Genomic DNA, 18085 nt, shown 5'->3' with positions numbered 1-18085 from the left:
GTCGGCATTGTAGAGCAGGCTGTTCGTGTAGCCGGCTGCTGCCGCGTCGTCGCCTACATTCGGCTGTGTCTTCGTGCCTGCCGCGCCGACGGCGTATTTATACGTCGCGTCGGCCGGCAGATGGGTTACCTTCGTCGTCCCCGGCTCGCTTCCCTTGTCCCAGGTAAAGCCGACGATCTCCGGCGCTGGCTCCGGCTGCGGTTCCGGGCTGACGGCGATGTTTTTGTCTTCCACCGCCACGTCCGCCCACTTTACGATCTTGCCGGCGCTATCTACTAGCGTCACGTAGATGTGATCGCCGCTTTCTACCGCAATGTCGGCATTGTAGAGCAGGCTGTTCGTGTAGCCGGCTGCTGCCGCGTCGTCGCCTACATTCGGCTGTGTCTTCGTGCCTGCCGCGCCGACGGCGTATTTGTACGTCGCGTCGGACGGCAGATGGGTTACCTTCGTCGTCCCCGGCTCGCTTCCCTTGTCCCAGGTAAATCCCACGATCTCCGGCGCTGGCTCCGGCTGCGGATCCGGGCTGACGGCGATGTTCTTGTCTTCCACCGCCACGTCCGCCCACTTTACGGTCTTGCCTGAATCATCCGTCTGGAGCACATAGATATGCTGCCCGATCGTCACGGGAATGTCTTCATTCGGGTTCAGCGTCTGCGCATACCCCAGCTCCGCCGCGTCTGCTCCGAGCGTCGGCTGCGAATATCGCCCGGCCGGTCCGACCAGGTACCGCAGCAGCGGATCGCCGTCCGCGCCCGTCAACTTGGTCGTGCCAGGCGTCCCTCCCGGCGCCCAAGTGAGGCCCGTCAGGGCTGGAGCCGGCGACCGGGTGCCGAACGTCAGTTCAAGCTCGGGCGCAAAACCGCTTGAAAGATAGCTAAAGCCCGACATCAGCGTGTCGTCCGCCGTATCCGTCCCTTTCATGATGAAGACCATCGATTCCTTGCCGTTATCCAACTGGTCCCATACGGTGGAGGTGACATCAATGGTATACCACCTCGGATCCGCGCCGATCGTATACTTCGGAGTAGCGGACGTATTCACAGGCATAGGCGCCGGTACGATAGAACCGTTGTTCACCGCTTGCGGTTCCCATGCCGAATCTCCCGTATGAATAATGACAGAAGCGTCCGGTGCGCCTGGGGATACCAACGGCTGCGTCACGAAAAATTTGAGCCGCGCCGAGGCGATGGGCGCGCCCGCAGCCGGGAGATTGAACTTAAGAACCGATTGCCTCGTAATCCGGTGCTTGTAAACCTCAAGATCCGCATCGTAATCCACGAACGTGCCTGCCTGCAGCGGATTGGAATTGCAAATCTGCGCGGCCTGCTCCGCATCGGTCGTCCATCTGTAATCGCAGCCTGCGGATGCGCCGACGTGCAGAACGCCCGCCGTGGCGAACGCCTCTTGGGCGTAATCGCTGCTCCCGCCGCCGTTGACCGCGCGCACGGTAAAATAATAGGTCGTTCCGTTCGCAAGTCCCGTGACGGTATAGCGGCCTGTCGAGCCGCTGACGGTGTCTACCGGCGTCGGATCGTAGCTGCCGCTGCTCGTCCCTTTATAGATCTCGTAGCTTGCTGTACCACTGCCGGCATCCCAGCTCAACGACACTTCGCCGTCTCCCGGTTCGGCCTTCAAGCCCGTCGGAGTGGCGGGCGCCGTCTCCGCCCGATACTGCGAAGCCCGAATTCCAGAGATGCTGCTGCTCCAAACCAGGTACAGCGTATCGCCGGATACCGCGAGCGGGCCGCCTTTGCCGTTCGACTCATTGCCGCTCAGGCCGTTGTCCGCCGCAGTCCAGCCGGTTCCGTCGTACATCTGTACGCGGGTAAACATTCTGGACGTACTTGTGTTGTACTCGACCCAAGACATATACAATTTGTCGTTATACACGGCCAAGCGGGGAATCTGCGCTCTGATATTGGCCGGAAGCGTCAGCGTCCCGGTCCCGACATCGCTCCAGGCGCTGCCGTCGTAGCTTTTGACTTTGAACAACGATGTGTTGCTGTCGCGCCACACGGCGTAGAGGCGTCCGTCAAAAGCCTGAATCGTAACGCTGGAGGACGGCTTCGAGGTGTCGCTTAGGCCCGAAGAGCCGGATACGTTGGTCCATGAGGCGTTGCCCGTACGCTTCATGACGAAGGTGTGTTTAGACATCGGGGCGGTCGTCTTATCCTCGTTGGCCGCTAGGTACAGGTTGTCGTTGTAGATGGCGAATTGAACCGCATATACAAACCCGCCCGCGTTCACCGCTAAGTTCGAGGCGTCCGCAGTCCAGGCCGTGCCGTTATATCTCTTAATCTGAATCTCTGGATTGCCGCTCGCGCTGTCGATGCCGATCCATCCCGCATACAGCTCATCCTTGAATACGATAAGGACAGGGAAGCGGTTGTTGCCGGTGCCGGCATCGCTGAGCGGCACGCCGCCGTCTGCGGACGTCCACCCTTGCCCGTCGTATTTTTTGACGCGGATCGTGCCCGTACTTGCGGCGCCGCCGATCTCGCTCCAGATTGCATATAATTCGCCTTTATAGACGGCCAGGCTCGGGAGGCTCGCATTTTTGAGCGGATCCACGTTTAATGGAACTCCGCCGTCCGCGGACAGCCATTCGGTGCCCGTCCACTTCTTGGCCCGAATTCGATTGACTTGCTGCATAAAATTAATCTGAACCGTCTCCATCCATACGGCGTACAGTTCATTGTTCCAGACCGCGATGCTCGGATCGCTTGGCTGGTTTCCGTTGGTTGACGGATCCGCGATCGAGCCTCCTCCGTCGATCGAAGTCCACGCAGGCGCGGAGACGGGCTCCGCAGCCGCGGAGTAGGGCTGTACGGCGCAGCACAACAGCAGCGCGCTTAATATTGCGGCCGTCAGCTTTTTGAGCAGTGCTCGGGATGGCGAAGAAATAGACACAGATGCTCACCTCATCGGGAAGATTAGACAAAAATGCAATAAGCGGACCAAGTATAACGAACCCGCTCTAAACATTTTTCGAACATTCCCGAAAGCCCGCGATTGCGGAAGGCTATCCTATTGTCCGGACGGCCCGGCAAAGTCGTCTCTCATTCCTCCCCCAAAGCCCGATCTCTCTGCCTGCGCGCGATTTCTGCGCCCGACCGGTCTCCCCGCCGTTCAAGATCGTCGATCAGACGCTCATGGTATTCGCTTCGGTACGGCTCCAGCTCGGCAAGCTTCCGCAATAGAGCGACTTTGTCCCCTTCCGGAACAGAGGCCAACGCCCGCCTTAAATAAGCAACGTATTCGGACCGCAGCTCGTAGCGACGCTGATCCGCCCAGCCATAATGCTCCGTCTCCAGATAATCGCCGCGGTACAGACCCGAGGCCGACAGGCCGCCCGGCTCCGGCGCTTTGCCGCCAAGCAGGTCTTCCAGTCGCTCGACATCGCTCTCGATATCGGCCGAATCCAGCCAATAACGCTCATCGCCGTGCCGCACGATATCCGGGTAACCTTCCGCCTTCAGCATGCTCCGCAAATTGTATAAGGACGTATGAAACAAGCGCTGGCCCGGCTCCTGCAAGTAATCGGGCCACAGGTCCTCCAAAATCCGATACCGATAAGCCGGCTGACCCCGCTGGTGCCATAAATAAGCGAACAGCTCCTTCGTTTTTTTGGTGCGCCAGGTCAACAGCCGGCCGTCATGGGCATACAGCTCCAGGCTGCCGAGCAGCTGCAGCCGCAATCGGCCCCGAGCCTCGCGAGCCGCGGCCTGTTCGGCATCCGCCGCATCCCTGCCGGCGGCGCGCAGCGAACGGATCGCCGCGTACCGCTCCAGCGTCTTGGCGAGACGCCCTTTGTCCACCGGCTTCAGCAAGTAGCCCAGCGCCTGTCTGTCGAAGGCGTCGATCGCATACTGCGCATGGGCGGTGACGAAGACGATCTCCGCCTCCGGACAGCGCGCCTTGAACGATTCGGCGGCGGACAGTCCGTTCTCGCCCGGCATCTCGATATCCAAGAAGATGATGCCCGGCTTAAGGGCCGGTACTTCGCTAAGCGCCTTGGATACCTCGCGGTATTTACCTATGACGGACACGCCTCCGATCTCCAGAAGCCGGATTTCCAGCACATCCAATGCGATCTGTTCATCGTCGATTAATACGGCCTCAATGTTCATCTCGGCTCTTCATCCTCCGGCAGATGGAGTCTAATGCGGGTTCCTTCGCCCGGTATGCTCGCGATATCGAGCTTCCGGCCGTACAGCATCGAGAGTCTCCGATTCACGTTCGCGATTCCCACGCCTCCGGTACGGCCTTCCTGCAGCGCGTCCAGCTTCTCTTTGCTCATCCCGATGCCGTTGTCCGTCACCGCGATCTCGACGCCGTCCTCCGTTCGGCGGGCCGCGATCTCCACCGTGCCAGGCTCCGTCTTCGAGCCGATGCCGTGCCGAACGGCGTTCTCGACGATCGGCTGCAGAATGAGGGGAGGCAGCAGGCAATCGAAGCCTTCTTCGATCTGCAGGCGAACTTGCAGACGCTCGCCGAATCGCAGCCGTTCGATGGCCAGATAGGCCTCGACCAGTTCTAGTTCGCGCTCGAACGGAACAAGATCGCCGTCGAAAATAAAAGTGAACTTGGCTCTCAGGTATGTGCTTAAATGCTGGATCGTCTCCCTCAGCTTCTCCGCGTCCTTATAGCTCAGTCCGACCAGCGCATTCAGACTGTTGTACAGGAAATGCGGCGTGATCTGGGCCTGCAGAAAATCCATCTCTCTTCGGACCGCCTCGGCGGAGGAGAGCTTCATGGCGAGCAGCGATTGCAGCCTCGCCCTCAGCTCCGCCAGCTCGAACGGCTTCTGCAGAATATCGTTGGCCCCGGCCTCGAAGGCCGCCATCAGGTCCCCCGTCTGTCCGGATGCCGTGAGCATCAGCACCGGAAGCTCCGACAGACTGTAGAGCTTGCGGATCTCCCGGCATACGTCGAGGCCGGAGACGCCGGGCATCATCAGGTCAAGCAGCACCAGATCGGGCTTCGGAGACCGCTGCAAGGCCGTCAGCGCTTCTTTTCCGCCGCCTGCGACGATGGAGCCGTACCGCAGCGAATCGGCCATGTCGCTCAAAATCTTGCGGTTGGAGGGCTCGTCGTCCACGATCAGCAGACGGATGCCGCGCTGCTCGTCCGGTCGCCCGCCTGTCTCTTCCCGGCCCGCCGAAGACACCTCCGTCGCAAGTTCCGGGCTAAGTGAAGCGGCCGTCTCCGCCTTGCCGCTGTCGGCAATCGCGCCTTCGGCAGCCAATGGCAGCGTGACGGTAAAAGTAGAGCCTGCTCCGAGCGCCGTTTCTACTTCCAGCTTGCCGCCCTGCAGCTCCGCAAGCTGCTTGGAGATGCTGAGCCCGAGCCCTTGTCCGCTGCGCCAGCCCTCCCCTTCTTCCGCGAAGCTCGTAAAGGGACGGAACAGCGCCGCCATCGTCTCCGGCGGCATGCCGCTCCCCGTATCCGCGACCGATATCGCCGCTTGGCCGCCTCGCGCGTCCGCCGTTATGCGAATAGTCCCTTGCGCGGTGAACTTCAGCGCGTTCTCTACGAGATTGTGCAGAATCTGCCTGAGCCGATCCTCGTCCGCCCATACGGCGGGGAATCCGGCAGGCACGTCAATGACGAGCTTCACCTCCGGCTTGTCCGTGACGAGGGACAGCGTCTGGATGACGAACCGTACCGACATCTCGATATCGACGGGCCTCTGCCGAATGGCGAGCTGGCCGTAACGGATCTTATTCATGTCCAGAATATCGTGCACGAGGCTGGCCAGCCGCCGGCCGACCTGATGCAGGAGACGAATATTATCCCGGTGCGAAGGATGCAGCGGGCGTTCCCGGTCGTCCAGGAGCGTCTGGGACAGATTGATGATGCCGTGCAGCGGCGTCCTCAGCTCATGCGACGTCTTGGCCAGAAATTCGTCCTTTTGCCGGTCGTAGGCTATCAGTTGCCGGTTGAGATTCTCGTTCCTCACATAAGCGTCGTGCAGCCGGTCGGTCATAAGCAGCGATTGCGACAGCACGAGCAGCAAAGGGGAGAAAATCAAGTAAAACGGCGTATCCAGCGCGAAGACATATCGAAACTGGGCGTATACCCACATGGCGATCAAAGAGAATACGCCCAGCAGAATATAGCCTTTGCCTTGTACCCCGCGGTCGCGGTTCTTGAAAATGACGTCGAAGATCGTATAGAAAAAAACCAGCGGAAGCAGCGCGTTAAGCCCGACGATATCGCCATAGTAACGGTTGGGCAGCAGCAGCACGAATAACAGGTAAGCCGCGGTCAGCCATGGCGTCAGCCGAACGAGCCGGCTCTGGTTCCTTCCCATATAGGCGTATATGTATTGGACGAAAAAAACGAACGTGAGCGCCGGCAGCACGAACAACATCTTCTGCAGCAGGAGGAAGGGGAACGCCGGAAATAATGTGGCAAGCAAGATCTCGTTGTCCATGCTGAAAAACAAAGCCAGCGCCAGGCAAAAAAAGCTGAAGTACATCAAATGAGGATCTCGGCGCCAGTGCCTATATAGCCCCGCGTAGTAGAGTCCGAACATCAGCAGCGACGCGATCAGAATCATGTCGGCCAGGCGAGCCTGGTCCCTTCTGTCCATCACGTCCCGGGTCAGGCCGAACTCCGGCGCCTGGGCCACGCCCGCAGCCAGATTGTCGAAGCTCGCAACCTGTATCAAAATATCCACCGTTCCGGCCGCGGCATCGACGGTACCGAGCACGGGCACGTTGCTCGGAATAAACGAGCCGGAGGACGGCGCCGGACGGCCTTGGCCGTCGAGATATGCGCCGTTCATGTAGAGCCGGCTGGACAAGCGTACCTTTTTCGCGCGGATGCTGTACAGATCGGCCTTGCTCACGAGCACGCGCAATCGGTACGTGCCGAAGCCGTCGCCCTTGCCGCTCTTCACGACCCCGGATAGGCTCTTCGGCACATGGACAAGCGCGGCCCGCATAGGCGCGCCGTCGATGTCTTTGGGCTCAAGGAGCGCGCGCTCGTAGAACGTCCACTCTCCCCGAAGCGGCAGGGTGCCTTGATGGGCAAAATCCCAATTTCTCGCGTCCAGCACGCCGCCTCGCGCCATCGGATAGTCCGTCGGCGTCTTCAGCCAATTGACGATCAATGCGATCAAAAATGCCGCCAGTATCGCGCTCATCGCGTAGAGCGTCCCGTGTTGCCGTCTTATCGCCATGTCCTTCGCGCTCCTCGTCCGCGCCCGCCGCGCGGAAAAACCGGAGCGCCGCCGCAGGACGGACTCCGTCTTCGTTGTATGGATAGTATAATATAGGCAGCAATGGGTGGGTACCCGCCGGACCAAAGTCCGCACGCAATGACAGGCGTGGGCGACGAAAACAAAGTACGATGCAATCAGGAAGGGGAATGCGAATGGATTGGCTCGAGCGGATGCGGCTGGCGCTGGACCGTATGGAGCGGATGCTGAAGGAGCCGCTGGATATGGCGGAGATCGCGAAGACCGCTTATGCCTCGCCCTATCATTTTCAGCGGATGTTCCATATGCTGACCGGCATGACGATCGCGGAGTATATACGCAAGCGCAAGCTGACGCTGGCCGCGCAGGAGCTGGCGCTGACGTCTGCCAAGGTACTGGATGTCGCGCTCCGGTTCGGCTACGAATCGCCTGAGTCGTTCGCCAAGGCGTTCCGCAAGGTCCACGGCATCTCGCCGTCCGAGGCGCGCCGTCCGGGGGCGGAGCTGAAGGCTCACCCTCGCATCTCCTTCCACCTATCGCTGAAGGGAGACCAAGACATGGACTATCGCATCGTAAAAAAAGAAGCGTTCGACGTCATCGGCAGGTCGATCAAAGTAAGCACGGATAACGGCGAGAACCATCGGCGGATTCCCGCCTTCTGGGGAGAATGCCATGCTGACGGCACCTTAGCCGCGCTGGCGGAGATCGGTCCTGGGCGGGAGCTGCTCGGCATCTGCTCGATGCCTCCCGGCGAGGAACGGCTCACCTACCTGGTCGCCGTAGAGAGCGATCCGGGCGCAGCCGTGCCGGAAGGCTACGTGAACTGGACGGTGCCGGCCGCCGCTTGGGCGGTATTCCCTTCGGTCGGCCCGGTAACCCCCTCGATTCAGAAGGTATGGTCGCGGATCTACGGCGAATGGTTCCCCTCTACGGAGTACGAACATGCGGAGGCGCCCGAGCTCGAGGTGTACCCGTCCGGGGATACGAATGCGGATGATTATCGCTGCGAGGTATGGATTCCCGTGATATCTAAGTCCGGCATCGCTTAAGCCTGCCCGCTACGCACCGAAAAAAACCTCCCCTTCCAAGCGGCTAGCCTGGACGGAGAGGTTTTTCGATTCACACGGAAGCCGCGATCTGCTTGCTCCGCAGCTGCCCGCAGGCCGCGTCGATGTCGGCCCCGTGCTCCAGCCGCACGCTGACGCTCACGCCGCGCTTCTTGAGCGCGTCGTAGAAGCCCCGCACCGCATCCTGCTCGCTGCGCTGATACTGGCTGTGCTCGTCCACCGGATTGTACGGGATGAGGTTCACGTTCACCTGGCTCCGTCTGACTTCGCCGATCAGATCGGCCAGCTCCTCGGCGTGCTCCCTGCGATCGTTCACGTCCCGCAGCAGGATATACTCCAGCGTCAGCCGGCGGTTGGTCCGCTCCAGGTAGTAGTCGATCGCATCCATGAGCTTCGCGATCGGGATGGCGCGGTTGATCTTCATGATACGCGTGCGGAGCTCGTCGTTCGGCGCATGGAGCGACACGGCCAGGTTCGTCTGCAGGTCCGAGTCCGCGAATTCCCGCAGCTTGCCGGCAAGACCGCTCGTGGACACGGTAATATGGCGCGGCCCGATGGCCAGCCCCTTGTGGTCCTTCATGACGCGGATGAAGTCCGCCATATTGTCGTAGTTGTCGAAGGGCTCCCCGATGCCCATCACGACGATATGGCTGACGCGTTCCCCATTGCCGGCCGCGTCGAGATGCGCCTGGACCTGCATGATCTGCTCCGCGATCTCGCCCGCCGACAGGTCCCGGCTCTTGGCGAGCAGGCCGCTCGCGCAGAAGCTGCAGCCGATATTGCAGCCGACCTGGGTCGTCACGCAGACGGACAGGCCGAACTTGTGCCGCATCAGCACCGTCTCGATGAGATTGCCGTCGCTCAGCTTGAACAGAAACTTCACGGTGCCGTCCGCGGACTGCTGCTTCACGTGCTCCGTCATCGTCCGCAGCGCGAAGCTCTCTTCGAGCAGCGCCGCCAAGGCCGGCTCGAGCGCGGGAGCCGTCTCCGCAAAGCTCGAGACGCGGCTCCTGTATAGCTGCTCCCATACCCGGTCGGCGCGGGACTTCCTGAACCCGCGCTCGGCGAGCCATGCGGCGAGCTTATCGTAAGGCAAGCCGTATATCGATGGCTTGTTCATATGCATTCCCTCTCTCCTAGCGGTTCAGGACATTGTCTTCGAGCACCGCGTATTTATCCCCGTATTCCTTGATGATATGCTGTTCGCCCCAATTGCACAACGAGTCCAGGATGGACTTCAGGCTCCATCCGTAAGCGCTGAGCTCGTATTCCACGCGCGGAGGCACTTCGTTATATACGATCCGGTTGACGATGCCGTCGTCCTCGAGCTCGCGCAGCTGCTGGGTGAGCATCTTCTGCGTGATGGCGGGCATGAGGCGCTTGAGCTCGCTCGTGCGCTTTTTGCCGTGCGTCAGATGACACAGGATGACGCATTTCCACTTGCCGCCGATCACTTCGAGGGTGGCTTCCACGGATATATTGTATTTCTTGGCCATCGCGATGAGCCTCCTTCCGCATGCCCCTATGGGTACTTTTTAGTACCTATACCACTTTAAAGTACGTACTGTCCATTTGGGCAACATTCATCCATAATAGCATTCACCGGCCGGGATATCCACTACGGGAGTGATTCATGAAATGACGCTAACCGCCAGAAAAAGCACCGCCGCGCTGCTCGCGCTCGCGGTGAGCGCGTTCGCCATCGGCACGACCGAATTCATCAGCGTCGGGCTGCTGCCCTTGATCGCGGATGATCTTCATATAAAGGAATCAATGGCGGGCCTAACGGTCACGCTATACGCGCTAGGCGTGATGTTCGGGGCGCCCATCCTTACTTCGCTCGCGGCAGGCGTGCCGCGCAAGACGCTGCTCCTATGGATCATGGTCGTCTTCATCGCGGGCAACGTCTTGGCCGCCGCTTCCGGCGGCATCGTCCCGCTGCTCGCCGCCCGCGTGCTCTCCGCCTTCGCCCACGGCGTGTTCATGTCCGTCGGCTCCACGATCGCGGCGGACCTCGTGCCGCGGGACCGCAGGGCCAGCGCCATCTCCACGATGTTCTCGGGCCTGACGATCGCCACGGTGACAGGCGTGCCTCTCGGCACGCTGCTCGGGCAGCATCTCGGCTGGCGCGCCGCCTTCGCGGCCATCGCGGTCGTCGGCATCGCCGCCCTCGCGGCGAATCTCGCCCTCGTCCCCTCCGGACTGCGCGGAGCCGCCCGGACCAAGCTGCGGCATCAGCTGCCGATGCTGGGCAACCGGCGGATGATCCTCGCCTTTTCCATCACGGCGCTCGGCTACGGAGGCACCTTCGTCGTCTTCACTTATTTGTCCCCCCTTCTGCGGGATATAACCGGATTCGGCGAGTCTTCCATCGCCTTGATCCTGCTGTTCTACGGCATCGCGATCGCGATCGGCAACGTCGTCGGCGGCCGAGCCGCGAATAAACGCCCGGTCCCGGCGCTGCTCGTCATGTTCGCCCTGCAGGCGATCGTGCTGCTCGCGTTGAACTTCGCCGCGCCATACCGCGCGGCCGGGCTGGCGACCGTACTGCTCATGGGCCTGCTCGCCTTCATGAACGTGCCCGGACTCCAGCTCTATGTCGTCATGCTGGCCGAGCGTTACGCCAAAAACGCCGTCGACTTCGCCTCGTCGCTGAATATCGCGGCCTTTAACGCGGGCATTGCGCTCGGCGCCTTCCTGGGCGGCATCGTGGTGGATCGGCTCGGCGTCTCGCATACGCCGTGGGTCGGCGCCGTCATGGTCGCCGGCGCCGTGCTGCTGACGGCCGCAAGCCTGCGTCTCGAGAACGCGGAGTCCCGCGCGAATCGCGACAGCCGATCGCAGATCGCGGCTACTTCGAACTAATTCATTTCCGACAGGGGGATTATCAAGATCATGACTACGCACACTGATATTTACAACCTTCAAAGCGCCTCCCCGCTCGCGAACGGCGTCCGCATGCCGTGGCTGGGCCTTGGCGTATTCAAGGTGCCGGAGGGCGCCGAGGCGGCGAATGCCGTCAAGGAAGCGATCGTCCAGGGTTACCGCAGCATCGATACGGCCGCGATCTATGACAACGAGACAAGCGTCGGCGCCGGCATCCGCGAGGCGCTCGCCGAGACGGGACTCGCCCGCGAAGCGCTGTTCGTCACGTCGAAGGTATGGAATGCCGATCTCGGATACGGGGAGACGCTGGCCGCATACGAGACGAGCCTGCGCAAGCTCGGACTGGATTACCTGGATCTCTATCTGATCCACTGGCCCGTCGAGGGGAAATACAAGGTCGCTTGGCGCGCCCTCGAGAAGCTGTATGCCGAAGGGCGAGTCAAGGCGATCGGGGTAAGCAACTTCCACGTGCATCACTTGGAGGATCTGCTGCAGGAAGCGACCGTCGTGCCGATGGTCGATCAGGTCGAGCTGCACCCGCGGCTGCAGCAGCCGGAGCTACGGGCCTATGCCGCCGAGCGCGGCATTCGAATCGAGGCCTGGTCCCCGCTTATGCAGGGAGGGTTGCTGGACGATCCGACGCTGACCGCGATTGCGAGCCGAAACGGCAAGTCCGTCGCTCAAGTAATCCTTCGCTGGGATCTTGAGATCGGCGTAGCGACCATCCCCAAGTCGACCCGCGCGCACAGGATCGCCGAGAACGCCGACGTCTTCGGCTTTTCGCTCACCGAGGAGGATCATCGCCTGATCGCCGCAATGGACCGCGGAGAACGGGTCGGGCCGGATCCCGACAATTTCGACTTTTAAGCATAAACAAGCAGAACGGCGCCGCTTCCCGTCTGGGGAGCGGCGCCGTTCTCTATTCGCCGGAGGGCCGCATTAAGCGAGCGCCGACCTGCCGATTCCCCGCTCCCATAGCGCGGAGCCCTCCCGGGCCATCTCGGGATCCGCCTCGCAGGCCCGCTCCCAAGCCTCGACGCAGGCCGGCTCGAAGTGCGTTCCCTTGTTCGCGTTCAGGATGGCCATCGCCTCCTCGTGCGACATCGCCGGCCGGTAGGCCCGATTGCTCGTCAGCGCGTCGTACACGTCCGCGACCGCCACGATCCGCGCCATCCGCGGGATACGCTCGCCGGCCAGCCGGTCCGGGTAGCCTTCTCCGTTCCACTTTTCGTGGTGCGAGCGGATGATGCCCAGCTCTTCCTCCATGAACCCGAGATTGCGGCACATCTCGTACCCGCGGACGGGGTGCTCCTCGATGACGGCCCGCTCCTCGGGCGTCAGCCGTCCCGGCTTATTCAGCACCGCGTCGGGCGTCTCGATCTTGCCCACGTCGTGCACGATCGTGCCGCCCACGAGGGCGCGCAGCTGCTCGGGCCCGAGCTGCAGCTGCTCGGCGATCTTGAGCGCGTACAGGGTCACGCGGAAGTTGTGACCCGCCGTATACGGGTCCTTGCTCTCCGTCGCGAGCATGAGCGCGCGGACGCTGGGCTGCAGCGCGTTGGTGATGCGCTCGACCGGGTCCGTGGTGAACAGCCCCTTGATCGCGCCGGAGAGCGAGCGCTTGGAGGCATATTGGCGGTATAGTCCGGCCAGCACGACCAGCATCGCCGCCAGCAGGAGAAAATGATACAGCCACCAGCTGCCGTGCCACAGCACGCCTTGGGTCATGATAAGCTGGGCCGCGATCAGCCAGGCAGCGCTGTAGACGATCGCCAGCTCGAGGGGGAATCGGGAGTATAAGTAGGAGCGGTAATAGCGATAGCCCGTGATCAGGTTCACGAAGATCACGAGCGCGGTCATCGAGCCGTTGAGCGGATCGACGTCAAGCGGGATGAAATCGACGATCTCCGGACGCAGCAGTCCGGTCGTGCCGATAACGGCGATCAGCACGGTCCATAGGGGCAGCAGGATACGTTCGCGGCGCGATAAAAAGCGAATCAACGGATGGTCCGAATGCCATGAGGACAGCCAGAGCCAGAGGGTGGCGAACAGAACGCTGAGCGGGGCGCTGATGCCCGGCAGAGGCGTGACATGCAGCAGTAGATTAGGCGTAGACAGCCCGTGTACCATAAAAAGGATCGCAAGCGAGACAAACGATAACGCGAGGAAGCTCACCTTGATATTGCGCACGCGCCTGCCCGCGACGCCGACGAATATCGCGACGATCGCCGCCAGCAGCGCGACCGAGCTGACGATGTAGAAATGCGCGCCGGGCAGCACGAATACGGCGTCCAGACCCGGGTTTCTGCTTAATATGACGAACGCGAGATAAGGAATGATCGAGGCGGCGAGCGGACCAATCAGAGAGCGTGCGTTCATAGGCTGTTTCTCCATTTCCCCGATCCGGGACATTTGGCCTGTATCTATCTCCATCATAAATCACAAGGCCTAAAATGGAAATACTTGAAATACGCGCCGCGCCGCCGGGAAGGGCGTCTCAGGGCCGGCCTGGCGCATTCGCCTGCTCTTCCAGGCGCAGCGCCGCATCGCCGACGCGCCGAAACGCATCCGTCGCGTCCTGAAGTTTGCGCATGCCTTCCTCCACCAAGGACTGCGACCGCTTCGTCCCGCTGCCGATCTCCGCCATCCGCGTCACGACCTCCTCCACTTCGCCGTTCGCTTTTTTGGCCGCTGCCTGAACCTCGCCCGCGAGCTTGCGCACTTCAGCGGCGACGACGTCGAACCCCCGGCCGTATTCGCCCGCATGGGCGGCCTCGATGGCCGCGTTCAACGCGAGCAGCTGCGTCTGCGAGGCCACGTCCCGGATCGCCCGCACGATGCCGCGGATCGCTTCGGCCTGCCGCCCGAGCCGATGCAGCCGCTCGAGGTTGTCCTGCGCGTCCGCGCTCAGACGGCCGATGGCCGCCTCGATCTCGCCGCTCTTGGAGATGCCTTCGCCCGCCCGGTCCGACAGCTCGAGCGCCGTGCGCTTCAGTTCCTCGGCATGCCGGACGGCGGCGTCCTCGCGGGACGTGATATCCGTCGCGACCTTGATCACGGCCCGGTAGCCGCCGTCCGCTCCCCGCACCGGCATATACGTCGCTTCCAGCCACAGCAGTCTTCCGTCCTTGGCGACCCGCCGGATTTTCTCCTGGAACGCCTTGCCGCCGCGCAGATTCGACCACAACTCGCGATAGGCGTCGCTCGCCGCGTACTCGGGCGTGCAAAACCGCCGATGCGGCATCCCTTTCATTTCCTCCCGATCGTATCCCATCGCGTTCGCGAAATGGCTGTTGGCCCATAGCGCCACGCCGTCCATATCGAACTCGATCATGGCCAGGGACCGTTCCATCGCGTCAAGCACGGCCCCTGCATCCAACACCTGCGATTGCTCCTCGACCCGCGTACGTTCCCTCATGCCGAATTTTCCCGTCCTTTACCCTGGCCGCACGCCATGTATAATATATGTATAAGTTTTGTTTTTAATTGTACACAATCTATACACCAAACACAACAAGTACCGCGTTTATTCGACGCCGTTTTCTTCAGCGCCGCTGATTTTTTTCGGCTTGTCCCCGAACTTTTGTATCATTTATGTATAATGTGGGTGGAGGTGCATCATGTACAGCATTCAGAAAGTCGCGGACATGCTCGGCATTCCCGGCGTCACGCTGCGCGCCTGGGAGACCCGCCACCGCATCGTCAGTCCGCTCAGGAGCGCGGGCGGACACCGTCTGTACAGCGAAGAGGATGTCGCCACGCTAAGGTGGGTCAAGCGGTCGATGGACGAGCAGGGGATGAAAATCGGGGAGCTCGCGCAGATGCTTAAGCAACAAAAGGCGTCCGCCGCTCCTGCATTCAGCTCGGCAAACGCTACGGCCTTTTTTTCCGCCAATGCCGCCGCACTATCGTCCGCACGGAATATGACTGCGCAGCCTGCGCTTAACGAGACTTACATCGCGGAGCGTCTGTATCCCGCCTTGGTCGGCTTTCATACCGACGAGGCGAACAGGACGATCGACCTCGCGCTGTCCCTATACGGATACGAGAAAACGTTCCACGCGATACTCGCCCCGCTCCTCGTCCGGATCGGAACCGATTGGGAATCCGGCAAGATCGCCGTGGCCCAGGAGCATTTCGCCTCGCAGCTCGTGCTGCAGCGTTTTTTACAGGTTTTCCGGTCGCTTCCGGTCGATCCGCGATTGCCGAGCGCCCTCGCCTTCTGCCCGCCCGGCGAGCATCACCATCTGGGTCTGCTTCTCTTCAGCCTGTTTCTCCGCAAAAAGGGCGTCGACGTCATCTACCTCGGCCCCGATACGCCATACGAGGGACTCTGCCAGACGATCGAAGCCAAGAACGTGCGGGCAGCGGCAATATCCCTCACCGATCCCAGACATGCCGAGGCGCTGTCCGTCTGGCTGGAGCAAGCGATCGCGCGGCATCCGGCGCTTCGCGTCCTGCTCGGGGGCGCAGGCTTCGGCCCGCCGGCGGGGGGACGGAGGCAATGGGACGGCGTCTACTACGAGGACAGCGTAGATTGGGAGACTTGGTTTCGGCTTACCTTTGACTCTGGGCAATAGGACCTAACCGCGCGCGAAGTTTTAGCCGTCGTTGTGGCGCTTCTTACAGGAGTTTGATTGATGTTGTCGAATTTTAGTAGGACGCAGGCAACTTTTTCCTCCGGCAGCCATGCAAAGGATCATGAGGTTAAGATGGGGTGCAATATGAGACCTGTTCGTTTAATCGCAGCGTTGTGGTATGCGGCCGCAATCGCGGCGCTGTTCATCATAGGGCCGAAAACAAGCTGGGCGGCGGCACCCGAGGCGAAGATCGACCATTGGCAGGTCATGTGGATTCACGACGGCGAGCAGCCGGGTCAGGCGCCCCCGGACGGCGGCGATTGGATCGACGCAAAGGCGGGCACGCCGCTGGTCGACCTGCCTGTCGGCATGCAGGGCGCTTGGATTCGCTTGCAGGTGCCGCCGACGACCGGCTGGCAGCGCCCCGGTCTGTTGGTCGGACGGCTGTACGGCTTGAACTTGTCCGCCTTTCGGGACGGCCAGCTGCTTTACGCGTCGGAGCGCGATTTCGAATTTCATGTGAACCGGCTGCTGCTGCCCTTGGGCAGTTACGAGCGGGAGACGAACATCGACGTCCGCATTCTTACGACCGGCACGCGCGCGGGATTCATCGCGAGCGCCCGCGTCGGGGAGTTCTCCCCGCTGGAGGAGAGCTACGTCCGCAGGGAACTGCCCGACCTGCTGCTGGGCGGTTCGATTTCCTTTCTGGCGCTGATCATGCTGATCTGCTCCAGTTACCTGAACCGGCGCCAGCGCAGCTCCTGGATCTCGCTCTGTCTGGTCGCGCTGACGCTCGGCACGCTGATATCGGTGTATTCCCCGATGCTTTACATCTATTACAAGGCGTACGCCAATCTGTTTTTATCGCTGTTCGACCTCTCGATGTTCGTGCTGTTTCCCGCGCTTAGTTATTACGTCGACGAGGTGCTAGGAGGCCGATTCCGCTTCTTCACCAGATTCCGCAAGTGGCAGGCGGGCTTCTCCGCCTTCTGCTGCCTGGCCTTCGTCGTCTACAAGGCGACGGACGAGCGATACTACGATCTGTACTACATACTCACCAATCCGCTGCTCGGGTCCCTGATCCTGGTCCAGCTGATCATTATCGCCGTGCTGTCCGTTATCCACGCGCTGCGCAAGAACATCGACGCCATTATCTTGTCCGCATGTCTCTTCCTGCTCGCGCTCTCGGGCGTCACCGATCTCGTCCTTTATTATTCCAGCGGCAAGAGCTATATTCTGTTTCTCTGGAAAATCGGGGTCGTCCTGCTCATCATAGGGCTCGTGGTCATCCTGGCGAGGCGCATATCGGCGGATTACCGGATGCTGCTCTCTTACTCCAAGCGCCTGGAGCTGTTCAACCACCGGCTGGAACGAACGGAGAAGCTGAAGATCATCAGCGACCTCGCCGCGTCGGTCGCGCACGAAGTGCGCAATCCGCTGCAGGTCACGCGCGGATTCCTGCAGCTGCTGGCGGGCCGGGGGGACAACGAGAGCAAAAAGCACTTCAACATCGCGGTGAGCGAGCTGGATCGCGCCTCCGGGATTATAACGGACTTCTTGACCTTCGCGAAGCCGGAGCTCGAGACGGTCTCGCCCCTGAATCTGGCGGACGAGCTGGAGCAGCTCGAAGTCATCATCGCGCCGCATGCGGCGATGCATGGAGGCAGGCTGCACATCAACGCGGAACCGGGACTTACCGTGATCGGCAGCTCGTCCAAGTTCAAGCAGGCGCTCATCAACCTGCTGAAGAACAGCATCGAGGCGTTCAAGGAAGACGGATATATCGAGATCAACGCTTACGAGGAAGACGGCGAAGCCATCATATGGATCAAGGATAACGGAGAAGGAATGGACGAAGCGCAGGTGGCCAAGCTGGGCGTCCCCTATTTCTCGACCAAGTCGAAAGGGACCGGCCTCGGGACGATGGTCACCTTCCGCATCATCGAGGTGATGAAGGGAACGATCGAGTTCAAGAGCCGCAAGGGACAAGGAACCGAAGTGTTGATCCGGCTCCCTGTCGCCGGCGACGCCGTCAGCGAAGAGGCGGTTCCGGTAAATGTCTTACCAAACAACCTCGACGTTTGATTCGCCGTTGCCGATATCCTCGGGATTGGGGGGGATGACCAGATAGTAGTGCGAAGCGGACTCTTCGACGGTCGTCACTTGGATCTCCTGCGGCAGCTCGACACCGAACGCCGCTTTGACCGCGGCTTTAGCGTCGGCTAGCAGCTCCGCCTTGAATGCCGGATCTTCCCATGCTTTTTTGATTACCTGTACCTTGAGCGTTTCGAGGGACATTGGATTCACTGCCTTTTCAAAGGATTGGGTCTATCTTCCCATATCCT

General features: G+C 61.2%; 13 protein-coding genes and 1 pseudogene. 5 read left to right on the top strand and 9 right to left on the bottom strand.

Annotated features, from left to right (window positions below):
• The 3 genes from PQG80_RS28930 to PQG80_RS25650 form a co-directional block, all read right to left on the bottom strand.
• Nucleotides 1-1815, bottom strand: a 1815-nt coding sequence (locus PQG80_RS28930) for a DNRLRE domain-containing protein (RefSeq protein WP_432432809.1), incomplete at its 3' end; no start/stop codon positions are given.
• A 1244-nt stretch (nucleotides 1816-3059) separates the two neighbouring features.
• Entirely contained in the window at nucleotides 3060-4130 is a 1071-nt protein-coding gene (locus PQG80_RS25655) for a response regulator (RefSeq protein ID WP_271754556.1), read from the bottom strand.
• The gene (locus PQG80_RS25650; protein ID WP_271754555.1) at nucleotides 4127-7189 is read right to left on the bottom strand and encodes an ATP-binding protein; all 3063 of its coding nucleotides are present in this window, start codon (nucleotides 7187-7189) and stop codon (nucleotides 4127-4129) included. The genes PQG80_RS25655 and PQG80_RS25650 overlap by 4 nt, the downstream gene beginning before the upstream one ends.
• 194 nt (nucleotides 7190-7383) lie before the next feature.
• Here PQG80_RS25650 and PQG80_RS25645 point away from each other — a divergent pair, with 194 nt between their 5' ends.
• Nucleotides 7384-8256, top strand: a complete 873-nt coding sequence (locus tag PQG80_RS25645; protein ID WP_271754553.1) for an AraC family transcriptional regulator — start codon at nucleotides 7384-7386, stop codon at nucleotides 8254-8256.
• Between the two features lie 70 nt (nucleotides 8257-8326).
• Here the strand turns inward: PQG80_RS25645 and rlmN are convergent, their stop codons facing one another.
• Entirely contained in the window at nucleotides 8327-9394 is a 1068-nt protein-coding gene (gene rlmN, locus PQG80_RS25640) for a dual-specificity RNA methyltransferase RlmN (RefSeq protein ID WP_271754552.1), read from the bottom strand.
• Between the two features lie 16 nt (nucleotides 9395-9410).
• Nucleotides 9411-9770, bottom strand: a complete 360-nt coding sequence (locus tag PQG80_RS25635) for a winged helix-turn-helix transcriptional regulator (RefSeq protein WP_217593381.1) — start codon at nucleotides 9768-9770, stop codon at nucleotides 9411-9413.
• 142 nt (nucleotides 9771-9912) lie between these two features.
• On the opposite strand from PQG80_RS25635, the gene PQG80_RS25630 reads away from it, so the two are divergent.
• Entirely contained in the window at nucleotides 9913-11139 is a 1227-nt protein-coding gene (locus tag PQG80_RS25630; protein ID WP_271754551.1) for an MFS transporter, read from the top strand.
• A 30-nt stretch (nucleotides 11140-11169) separates the two neighbouring features.
• Nucleotides 11170-12027, top strand: a complete 858-nt coding sequence (locus PQG80_RS25625) for an aldo/keto reductase (protein WP_271754549.1) — start codon at nucleotides 11170-11172, stop codon at nucleotides 12025-12027.
• 72 nt (nucleotides 12028-12099) lie between these two features.
• Here the strand turns inward: PQG80_RS25625 and PQG80_RS25620 are convergent, their stop codons facing one another.
• From PQG80_RS25620 to PQG80_RS28920, 3 genes and pseudogenes are all read right to left on the bottom strand, one after another.
• Nucleotides 12100-13539: an HD-GYP domain-containing protein gene (locus PQG80_RS25620; protein ID WP_271754548.1), complete on the bottom strand. Its 1440-nt coding sequence runs from the start codon at nucleotides 13537-13539 to the stop codon at nucleotides 12100-12102.
• A 118-nt stretch (nucleotides 13540-13657) separates the two neighbouring features.
• Complete coding sequence (locus tag PQG80_RS28925) at nucleotides 13658-13996, bottom strand: methyl-accepting chemotaxis protein (RefSeq protein WP_432432808.1); 339 nt, start codon at nucleotides 13994-13996, stop codon at nucleotides 13658-13660.
• Between the two features lie 189 nt (nucleotides 13997-14185).
• Nucleotides 14186-14512 (bottom strand): annotated as a pseudogene (locus tag PQG80_RS28920) (PAS domain-containing protein); the annotation flags it as partial.
• Between the two features lie 268 nt (nucleotides 14513-14780).
• Between PQG80_RS28920 and PQG80_RS25610 the strand changes: the two are divergent.
• A complete protein-coding gene (locus PQG80_RS25610) occupies nucleotides 14781-15740 on the top strand; it encodes a MerR family transcriptional regulator (RefSeq protein ID WP_271754546.1) in 960 nt (319 codons plus the stop codon).
• 144 nt (nucleotides 15741-15884) lie between these two features.
• Nucleotides 15885-17825 carry a sensor histidine kinase gene (locus PQG80_RS25605; RefSeq protein WP_271754545.1) on the top strand — a complete coding sequence of 647 codons (1941 nt, stop codon included), beginning with the start codon at nucleotides 15885-15887 and terminating at the stop codon, nucleotides 17823-17825.
• On the opposite strand, the gene PQG80_RS25600 is transcribed toward PQG80_RS25605, so the two are convergent.
• Nucleotides 17802-18038: an NHLP leader peptide family RiPP precursor gene (locus tag PQG80_RS25600; RefSeq protein WP_271754544.1), complete on the bottom strand. Its 237-nt coding sequence runs from the start codon at nucleotides 18036-18038 to the stop codon at nucleotides 17802-17804. The genes PQG80_RS25605 and PQG80_RS25600 overlap by 24 nt on opposite strands.
• Nucleotides 18039-18085: the final 47 nt, after the last annotated feature.

Source organism: Cohnella rhizoplanae (assembly GCF_948329515.1).
Taxonomy (GTDB): domain Bacteria; phylum Bacillota; class Bacilli; order Paenibacillales; family Paenibacillaceae; genus Cohnella; species Cohnella rhizoplanae.
The sequence above is the reverse complement of the archived record's forward strand: the minus strand, read 5'-3'. Positions and strand labels throughout refer to the sequence as shown.